The 9,528-nt window shown below is 70.6% G+C and carries 6 protein-coding genes; 4 read left to right on the top strand and 2 right to left on the bottom strand.

Going from position 1 to position 9,528, the window contains the following annotated elements:
• Window positions 1-2: 2 nt before the first annotated feature.
• From nuoL to recQ, 4 genes are all read left to right on the top strand, one after another.
• Window positions 3-1,898, top strand: a complete 1,896-nt coding sequence (gene nuoL, locus AB0E67_RS05570) for an NADH-quinone oxidoreductase subunit L (protein ID WP_362021204.1) — start codon at window positions 3-5, stop codon at window positions 1,896-1,898.
• A gap of 5 nt (window positions 1,899-1,903) precedes the next feature.
• Window positions 1,904-3,475 (top strand): NADH-quinone oxidoreductase subunit M, encoded by a 1,572-nt coding sequence (locus AB0E67_RS05565; protein ID WP_362021201.1) that lies wholly within the window; start codon window positions 1,904-1,906, stop codon window positions 3,473-3,475.
• A complete protein-coding gene (gene nuoN, locus AB0E67_RS05560) occupies window positions 3,472-5,136 on the top strand; it encodes an NADH-quinone oxidoreductase subunit NuoN (protein ID WP_362021199.1) in 1,665 nt (554 codons plus the stop codon). The genes AB0E67_RS05565 and nuoN overlap by 4 nt, the downstream gene beginning before the upstream one ends.
• Window positions 5,137-5,301: 165 nt before the next feature.
• Complete coding sequence (recQ, locus tag AB0E67_RS05555; protein ID WP_362021196.1) at window positions 5,302-7,437, top strand: DNA helicase RecQ; 2,136 nt, start codon at window positions 5,302-5,304, stop codon at window positions 7,435-7,437.
• 25 nt (window positions 7,438-7,462) lie between these two features.
• Here recQ and AB0E67_RS05550 read toward each other — a convergent pair whose 3' ends face one another.
• Window positions 7,463-8,071, bottom strand: a complete 609-nt coding sequence (locus AB0E67_RS05550; protein WP_362021193.1) for a Uma2 family endonuclease — start codon at window positions 8,069-8,071, stop codon at window positions 7,463-7,465.
• A 141-nt stretch (window positions 8,072-8,212) separates the two neighbouring features.
• A complete protein-coding gene (fahA, locus tag AB0E67_RS05545; protein ID WP_362021190.1) occupies window positions 8,213-9,442 on the bottom strand; it encodes a fumarylacetoacetase in 1,230 nt (409 codons plus the stop codon).
• Window positions 9,443-9,528 lie beyond the last annotated feature (86 nt).

Raw genomic sequence — 9,528 nt, 5'->3', positions numbered from 1 at the left:
TCGTGGAGAACCTGATTGCGCTGCTCGTCGCGGCGCCTCTGCTCGGAGCGGCGGTCCTGCTCTGCGGCGGCCGACGACTCGACCGCTCCGGACACTGGATCGGCACCCTGCTCGCCGCCGTTTCCTTCGTCATCGGCGCGGTGCTCTTCACCGACATGCTGGGGCGGGCCGCCGACGAACGGGCCCTGCACCAGAAGCTGTTCAGCTGGATCCCGGTCGAGGGCTTCCGGGCCGACGTGGCCTTCCAGCTCGACCAGCTGTCGATGACCTTCGTGCTGCTGATCACCGGCGTCGGCACCCTGATCCACCTCTACTCGATCGGCTACATGGCGCACGACGAGCGCCGGCGCCGCTTCTTCGCCTATCTGAACCTGTTCCTCGCGGCGATGCTGCTGCTGGTCCTCGCCGACAACTATCTGCTGCTGTACGCCGGCTGGGAGGGCGTCGGCCTGGCGTCGTACCTGCTGATCGGCTTCTGGCAGCACAAGCCCAGCGCGGCCACCGCCGCCAAGAAGGCGTTCCTGGTCAACCGGGTCGGCGACATGGGCCTGTCGATCGCGATCATGCTGATGTTCACCACCTTCGGCACGTTCGCGTTCGGCCCCGTCCTGGCGGCGACGGGGGAGACGGGTGAGGGCAAGCTGACGGCGATCGGCCTGCTGCTGCTGCTCGCCGCCTGCGGCAAGTCGGCCCAGGTGCCGCTCCAGTCCTGGCTCGGCGACGCGATGGAGGGCCCGACCCCGGTCTCCGCGCTCATCCACGCCGCGACCATGGTGACCGCGGGCGTCTACCTCATCGTCCGCTCGGCCGCGATCTTCGACGCCGCGCCCGCCGCGCAACTGGTCGTGGTGATCGTCGGCGCGGTCACGCTCCTGTTCGGTGCGATCGTCGGTTGCGCCAAGGACGACATCAAGAAGGCCCTCGCCGGTTCGACGATGTCGCAGATCGGCTACATGGTGCTCGCCGCGGGCCTCGGCCCGATCGGCTACGTCTTCGCGATCATGCACCTGGTGACGCACGGCTTCTTCAAGGCCGGGCTCTTCCTCGGCGCCGGTTCCGTCATGCACGGCATGAACGACGAGGTCGACATGCGCAAGTACGGCGGCCTGCGCAAGCACATGCCGGTCACCTTCGTCACCTTCGGCCTCGGCTATCTGGCGATCATCGGCTTCCCCGGACTGTCCGGCTTCTTCTCCAAGGACAAGATCATCGAGGCGGCCTTCGCGAAGGGCGGCGCCGAGGGCTGGATCCTCGGCTCGGTCGCCCTGCTGGGCGCCGCGATCACCGCGTTCTACATGACGCGCGTGATGCTGCTGACCTTCTTCGGCGAGAAGCGCTGGCAGCCGGACGCGGACGGAAACGAGCCGCACCCGCACGAGTCCCCGAGGTCGATGACCATCCCCATGATCGTCCTGGCCTTCGGGTCGGTCTTCGCGGGCGGCCTGTTCTCCGTCGGCGACCGCTTCCTGAAGTGGCTGGAGCCGGTCACCGGCCACAGCCACGGACACGCTCCGGTCGGTGCCACGACCGTCACGGCGGCCACCATGGTGGTGCTCGCCGTCGGCGTCGCCATCGCCTGGGCGATGTACGGGCGCAGGCCGGTCCCGGTCACCGCCCCGCGCGGCTCGCTGCTGACCCGGGCGGCCCGCCGCGACCTGCTCCAGGACGACTTCAACCACGTGGTCCTGGTCCGCGGCGGCGAGCACCTCACCCGCTCCCTGGTGTACGTCGACCACACCCTGGTCGACGGCGTCGTCAACGGCACGGCCGCCACGATGGGCGGGCTCTCCGGCCGGCTGCGCAAGCTGCAGAACGGCTACGCCCGCTCCTACGCGGTCTCGATGTTCGGCGGTACGGCGATCCTCATCGCCGCGACCCTGCTGATGAGGGCGGTCTGATCACCATGTCCTTTCCCCTCCTGACAGCGACGGCGGCGCTCCCGGCGATCGGCGCGATCGCCACCGCCGCCGTCCCGGCCGCCCGGCGCACCGCCGCCAAATGGACGGCGCTGGTGTTCTCGCTGGCCACGCTCGTCCTGGCGGGCGTCGCGCTCGCCAGGTTCGAGCCCGGCGGCGACCGCTACCAGCTCATCGAATCGCACGCCTGGATCAAGGACTTCGGCGTCCGGTACGAGCTGGGCGTGGACGGCATCGGGGTGGCGCTCATCGCGCTCACCGCCCTGCTCATCCCCTTCATCGTCCTGGCGGGCTGGCACGACGCCGACCCCCTGGTGACGAAGTCCTCGCGCTGGCGCCCCACCCAGGGCTTCTTCGCCCTGATCCTGATGGTCGAGGCGATGGTGATCCTCTCCTTCGAGGCCACCGACGTCTTCCTCTTCTACGTCCTCTTCGAGGCCATGCTCATCCCGATGTACTTCCTCATCGGCGGCTTCGGGGACCGGGCGCACACGGGCAGCGACGAGAACGCGGCGGCGCAGCGCTCGTACGCGGCGGTGAAGTTCCTCCTCTACAACCTGGTCGGCGGGCTGATCATGCTGGCCGCCGTGATCGGGCTGTACGTGGTCGCGGGGACGTTCTCGCTCTCCGAGATCGCCGAGGCCCGAGCGGGCGGCTCGTTCTCCATGGCGACGAGCACGGAGCGCTGGCTGTTCCTCGGGTTCTTCTTCGCCTTCGCGGTGAAGGCACCGCTGTGGCCGCTGCACACCTGGCTGCCCAACGCGATGGGCGAGGCGACCGCCCCGGTCGCCGTCCTGATCACCGCGGTCGTCGACAAGGTCGGCACGTTCGCGATGCTCCGCTTCTGCCTCCAGCTCTTCCCGGAGGCCAGCAAGTGGGCGACGCCGGTGATCGTCGTCCTGGCCCTGGTCAGCATCGTGTACGGGGCGCTGCTCGCCGTCGGCCAGCGCGACATCAAGCGGCTGATCGCCTACGCGTCGATCTCGCACTTCGGCTTCATCGTCCTGGGCATCTTCGCGATGACCAGCCAGGGCCAGTCGGGTGCCACGCTCTACATGGTCAACCACGGGATCTCGACCGCCGCGCTGATGCTGGTGGCGGGCTTCCTGATCACCCGGCGCGGTTCGCGGCTCATCGCCGACTACGGCGGGGTGCAGAAGGTGGCGCCCGTCCTGGCCGGCACGTTCCTGATCGGCGGTCTGGCCACCCTGTCGCTGCCCGGGCTCGCCCCGTTCGTCAGCGAGTTCCTGGTCCTGGTCGGCGCGTTCAGCGCGTACCCGGCGGCTGGCATCATCGCCACGACCGGCATCGTGCTCGCCGCGCTCTACGTCCTCGTCCTCTACCAGCGGACGATGACCGGCCCGGTGAAGGCTGAGGTCAAGGGCATGGCGGACCTCAAGGTCCGGGAGATGGCGGTGGTCCTGCCGCTGATCGCGCTGCTGCTGTTCCTGGGGGTCTACCCGAAGCCGCTGACCGAGATCGTCAACCCGGCGGTGCAGCACACCATGTCGGACGTCCAGAAGAAGGACCCCCAGCCTGAGGTGGAGGCCGCCAAGTGAGCGCAACAGCTGTCCACAACCTGTGGGCGACGGCGGGCGGGGTGACGTCGGCCGCCCCGGGCGAGAAGTTCCAGGCACCCGTCATCGAGTACACCCAGCTCATGCCGGTCCTGATCGTGATCGGCGCGGCCGTCGTCGGAGTGCTCGTCGAGGCGTTCGTGCCGCGCCGGTTCCGCTACTACACACAGGTCTTCCTGACGGTCGTCGCCCTCGCCGCCTCCTTCGCCGCGATCATCGGCCTCGCGGCCGGGGGACACGCCGCGACGAAGGCGGGCATCGTGGCGATGGGCGCCATCGCGATCGACGGCCCGACGCTGTTCCTGCAGGGCACCATCCTGCTGACCGCGCTGGTCGCCGTCTTCACCTTCGCCGAGCGCCGGCTCGACCCCGCCTCGCACGGCAACAAGGTCGACTCCTTCGCCGCGCAGGCCGCGTCGGTCCCCGGCAGCGACGGCGAGAAGGCCGCGGTCCGGGCCGGGTTCACCACCACCGAGGTCTTCCCGCTGGTCCTCTTCTCGGTGGCGGGGATGCTGGTCTTCCCGGCGGCCAACGACCTGCTGACGCTGTTCGTGGCCCTGGAGGTCTTCTCCCTCCCGCTCTACCTGCTGTGCGCCGTCGCCCGCCGCAAGCGGCTGATGTCGCAGGAGGCGGCGGTGAAGTACTTCCTGCTCGGTGCCTTCTCGTCGGCGTTCCTGCTGTTCGGGATCGCCCTGCTCTACGGGTACGCGGGCTCCGTCTCGTACGCCGAGATCGCGCACGTGGTCGACGGCTCCGTCACGAAGGTCGACCCGGCGCTCGCCGCCACCATGGGCAACGACGCGCTGCTGCTGATCGGCGGGGCGATGATCCTGACCGGTCTGCTCTTCAAGGTCGGCGCCGTCCCGTTCCACATGTGGACCCCGGACGTCTACCAGGGCGCACCGACACCGGTCACCGGGTTCATGGCCGCGGCCACGAAGGTCGCCGCGTTCGGCGCGCTGCTGCGTCTGCTGTACGTGGTGCTGCCGGGCCTCACCTGGGACTGGCGGCCGGTCATGTGGGCCGTCGCGATCGTCACGATGCTGGGCGGTGCGATCGTCGCCATCACCCAGACCGACATCAAGCGGCTGCTCGCCTACTCGTCGATCGCGCACGCCGGGTTCATCCTCGCCGGTGTCATCGCGGCCACCCCGGACGGCGTCTCGTCGGTCCTCTTCTACCTGGGCGCGTACTCCTTCGTGACGGTCGGCGCGTTCGCCGTCGTCACCCTGGTGCGCGACGCGGGCGGCGAGGCGACGCACCTGTCGAAGTGGGCGGGGCTCGGACGCCGTTCGCCGCTGGTCGCGGCGGTCTTCGCGGTGTTCCTGCTGGCCTTCGCCGGTATCCCGCTCACCTCCGGGTTCTCCGGGAAGTTCGCCGTCTTCAAGGCGGCGGCGGACGGAGGCGCGGGCGGGCTGGTCGTGGTCGGTGTGATCTCGTCGGCGATCGCCGCGTTCTTCTACATCCGGGTCATCGTGCTGATGTTCTTCAGCGAGCCGAAGGCGGACGGCCCGACGGTCGCCGTCCCGTCCCCGCTGACGATGACGACGATCGCGGTCGGCGTCGCGGTCACGCTGGTGCTGGGCCTGGCCCCGCAGTACTTCCTGGACCTGGCGAGCCAGGCGGGGGTCTTCGTGAGGTAGCGCACACGCGCACGGCCGGCACCCCCGGCCGGAACGGCGCCGGACGGGCTCGAGAAGTCAAGCCCGTCCGGCGTTGTCGTACGCGGCGCCTATCGTGGCAGGGAGCGGTGGAGGCACGGCACGTGCGGCACCGGGGCCAGGCGGATGAGCACGACGGGCGGGACCATGGATGTGACCGAGAGCGAAGCACGGCGGACCCTGCACCGCGTGTTCGGGTACGAGGCGTTCCGCGGGGAGCAGGAATCCGTCGTCGACCACGTGGTGGCGGGCGGCGACGCCGTCGTGCTCATGCCGACCGGTGGCGGGAAGTCCCTGTGCTACCAGATCCCGGCCCTGGTCAGGTCGGGTACGGGCGTGGTCGTCTCCCCGCTGATCGCCCTGATGCAGGACCAGGTCGACGCCTTGCGGGCGCTGGGCGTGCGGGCCGGTTTCATCAACTCCACGCAGGACTTCGACGAGCGCCGCTCGATGGAGGCGCAGTTCCTCGCGGGCGAGCTGGACGTGCTCTACCTGGCCCCGGAGCGCCTCCGGCTGGACTCCACGCTGGGCCTGCTCGCGCGGGGCGAGATCTCCGTCTTCGCGATCGACGAGGCGCACTGCGTCGCCCAGTGGGGCCACGACTTCCGCCCCGACTACCTGGCCCTCTCGGTCCTCGGGGAGCGCTGGCCCGACGTCCCGCGGATCGCCCTGACGGCCACCGCGACGAACGCCACGCACGAGGAGATCACCCGGCGCCTGGGCATGCCCGACGCCAAGCACTTCGTCGCCAGTTTCGACCGGCCCAACATCCAGTACCGGATCGTGTCCAAGGCCGATCCGAAGAAGCAGCTGCTCTCCTTCCTCAAGGAGGAGCACGCCGGGGACGCGGGCATCGTCTACTGCCTGTCGCGCAACGCGACCGAGAAGACCGCCGAGTACCTGTGCCGCAACGGCATCGAGGCCGTTCCGTACCACGCGGGTCTGGACGCGGGCACGCGCGCCGCGCACCAGTCCCGGTTCCTGCGCGAGGAGGGCCTGGTCGTCGTCGCGACCATCGCCTTCGGCATGGGCATCGACAAACCGGACGTCCGTTTCGTCGCCCACCTCGACCTGCCGAAGTCGGTCGAGGGCTACTACCAGGAGACCGGCCGCGCGGGCCGTGACGGGCTGCCGTCCACGGCGTGGATGGCCTACGGACTCCAGGACGTCGTCCAGCAGCGCAAGCTCATCCAGGGCGGCGAGGGCGACGAGGCGTTCCGCCGCCGCGCCGCCTCCCACCTCGACGCGATGCTGGCCCTGTGCGAGACGGCACAGTGCCGCCGCGGCCAGCTGCTGCGGTACTTCGGCCAGGAGCCCGGCGCCGCGGCCTGCGGCAACTGCGACACCTGCCTCGCCCCGCCCGAGACCTGGGACGGCACGGTGGCCGCGCAGAAGCTGCTGTCGACGGTGGTACGGCTGAAGCGGGAGCGCGGGCAGAAGTTCGGCGCGGGCCAGATCACCGACATCCTGCTCGGCCGCAAGACCGCGAAGATCATCCAGTTCGACCACGACCAGCTCTCGGTCTTCGGCATCGGCGGCGAGCTGTCCGAGGCCGAATGGCGGGGCGTCGTACGGCAGTTGCTCGCCCAGGGCCTGATCGCGGTCGAGGGCGAGTACGGCACGCTGGTGCTGACGGAGGAGAGCGGCGCGGTCCTCGGAGGGCAGCGCCAGGTGCCGCTGCGCAAGGAGGCCGCGAAGCCCGCCTCGCGTTCCGGCTCCGCGAAGGGCGAACGCAAGGCCAAGTCCTCGCAGGCCGCCGCCGAGCTGGCGCCGGAGGCCGTCCCCGTCTTCGAGGCGCTGCGGGCCTGGCGCGGGGGCCGGGCGAAGGAGCAGGGCGTCCCGGCGTACGTCATCTTCCACGACGCGACGCTGCGCGAGATCGCGACGGTGCGGCCGGACTCGGTGGCCGCGCTCGGCGGCATCAGCGGCCTGGGCGAGAAGAAGCTGGCCACGTACGGGGAGGGGGTGCTGGAGGTGCTGGCGGAGTTCACGGACGTGCCGGACGCGGAGGGTGAGCCGGATGTGGCGGGCGCGCCGGGGGAGCCGGATGTGGCAGCAGGGCCGCGGCAGGACGTGTTCCCGCAGGCCGGTCCGGCGGCGGAGCCGGGACCCGCTGCGGGGTCCGCCCTGGTGGCGTCCGTCTCGGACCCGCCCGCCCCGGCTCCGGCCGCCCCGGCCCCGGTCGCTCCCGTGCGGGCCGCTTCGACCTCGGCCGCCTCGGCCGCGCCCGACGACGATCCGGGGTTCGACTGGGACGAGGAGCCGCCGCCGGAGTACGAGTGAGCGGGGCGGGGCGGTGGCGCCGGGGCTACTCCGGGGCCGCCGCCCGGCGGCGCGCGGTGATCGCGGTGAGGTCGAGATCGACCGGGAAGGGGACGGAGACCTTCATCCGGTCGTGGAAGATGCCGGTGGATGTGTAGGTCCCGGTCGACGGCTCCAACTCGAAGACGTAGACCACCACCCTGCCGTCGTGGTTTTCCACTCGCCAGTAGTGAGGGATCCTCGCCCGCGAGTACTTCACAGGCTTGGTCTCCCGGTCCCGGGTCAGGGACTCGTCGGACACGACCTCGACCGCCAGCACCACCGCCTCTGCAGGGAACCGTGTCTGCCGCAGACTCTCGACCGCGTCCGCCCGCACGACGACCACATCGGGTTCGGGCCGGTTCTGCCAGTCGACGTCGATGGTGAATTCGCGAAAGACTTCCAGGTCGAGCGGCGCAAGCGATTGCAGCTGCCACTTGAGGTAGTCGATCGCGCGCTCGTGGAATACGGTCTGCGGACTCACGAAAACAAGGCTCCCGTCGATCAGCTCCGTGTGGGGAGGCAGATTCGGGAGTGTGTCCAGGTCATCGGCGGTCCAGCCGCCCACGGGCGGAACCGCCCACCTCGGCTCGTTGGCCTCGGGTTCGACGCTCATCAGTGCTCCCATGCACGGAGTCTCGCGGGTCTGTCCAGCGTATCGATCAGAAACCCATTCGGGACCGCGCGAACGAATGAACCCATCAGGAGACGTTGACGGCCGGGACCCTCGCGAGGATCCCGGCCGTCAACGTGTACGTCACGCGGACGGAACGATCCGCCCCGTCACCTCGCCGAGGCCCACCCGGGTGCCGTCCGGTCCCGGGGCCCAGGCCGTCATCGTGACCGTGTCGCCGTCCTCCAGGAACGTCCGCTTGCCGTCGGGGAGGTCCAGCGGGTCGCGGCCGTTCCAGGTCAGCTCCAGGAGCGAGCCGCGCAGGCCGGGCTCGGCGCCGCTGACCGTGCCCGAGCCGTACAGGTCGCCGGTGCGCAGCGACGCGCCGTTCACCGTCATCTGGGCCAGCATCTGGGCCGGGGTCCAGTACATGGTGGCGAACGGGGGCTCGGAGACGGTCTGCCCGTTGATCGCGACGGAGATCCGCAGGTCCAGCCCGCCGTCCTGCTCCTCGCCGCCGTCCTCCAGATAGGGGAGGAGCGGGAAGTCCCGGGCGGGGGGCGCGGTCCAGGCCGCCTCCAGGGCCTCCAGCGGGGTCACCCACGCCGATACGGACGTGGCGAAGGACTTGCCGAGGAACGGGCCGAGCGGCACGTACTCCCACGCCTGGATGTCCCGCGCCGACCAGTCGTTGAGCAGCGAGAGCCCGAAGACGTGCTCGCGGAAGTCGCCGAGCGGGACCGGGCGGCCCTGCTCGGAGCCGACGCCGACGACGAACCCGACCTCGGCCTCGATGTCCAGCTTGACGGACGGGCCGAAGACCGGGGCCGCGTCGGTGGGTGCCTTGCGCTGGCCGGACGGGCGCACCACGTCCGTTCCGGAGACCACGACGGTGCCGGACCTGCCGTGGTATCCGATGGGGAGGTGCTTCCAGTTGGGCGTCAGCGGGTCGCCGTTCGGCCGGAAGATCTTCCCGACGTTGGTGGCGTGGTGCTCGCTCGCGTAGAAGTCGACGTAGTCCGCGACCCGGTACGGGAGGTGCAGCGTGACGGACTCGACAGGGTGCAGCAGCGGTTCGATGTCCGGGCGGTGCGCCGGGACCGTCACCCACGCGGTCAGGGCCCGCCGGACGTCCCGCCAGGCGGTGCGGCCCGCGGCCAGCAGCGCGGTCAGGTCCGGCTGGGCGAGGAGCCGCGCGTAGGGGGAGCCGAGCGCGTGTGCGGCGGCCCCGGCGTCCAGCACGTGGTCGCCGATGCGGACGCCGACCCGCCGGTCCTCGGGGTGGCCGGGGGTGGAGAACACACCGTACGGAAGGTTGTGCGGGCCGAAGGGGTCGCCCTCGGCCAGATCGAGCGGGCTGCTCTGCTCGGGCATGTGTTGCCGCCTCGCTTTCCAGGTCGCTTGGGGGACACGTTACGTCGGCGCCGCCGCCCGTGGGAGTGTCCCGAGCGTGTCCCAAC

It is taken from the genome of Streptomyces sp. NPDC032161, from assembly GCF_040636995.1.
Lineage (GTDB): Bacteria > Actinomycetota > Actinomycetes > Streptomycetales > Streptomycetaceae > Streptomyces.
Note: the sequence above shows the minus strand (reverse complement) of the source record. Positions and strands in the feature narration are given on the sequence as shown.

Excerpts from the sequence above, each read along its gene's own strand:
- AB0E67_RS05565 (WP_362021201.1), top strand. The coding sequence starts at position 1,904 with ATGTCCTTTCCCCTCCTGACAGCGACGGCGGCGCTCCCGGCGATCGGC.
- recQ (WP_362021196.1), top strand. The coding sequence starts at position 5,302 with ATGGATGTGACCGAGAGCGAAGCACGGCGGACCCTGCACCGCGTGTTC.
- AB0E67_RS05550 (WP_362021193.1), bottom strand. The coding sequence starts at position 8,071 with ATGAGCGTCGAACCCGAGGCCAACGAGCCGAGGTGGGCGGTTCCGCCC.
- fahA (WP_362021190.1), bottom strand. The coding sequence starts at position 9,442 with ATGCCCGAGCAGAGCAGCCCGCTCGATCTGGCCGAGGGCGACCCCTTC.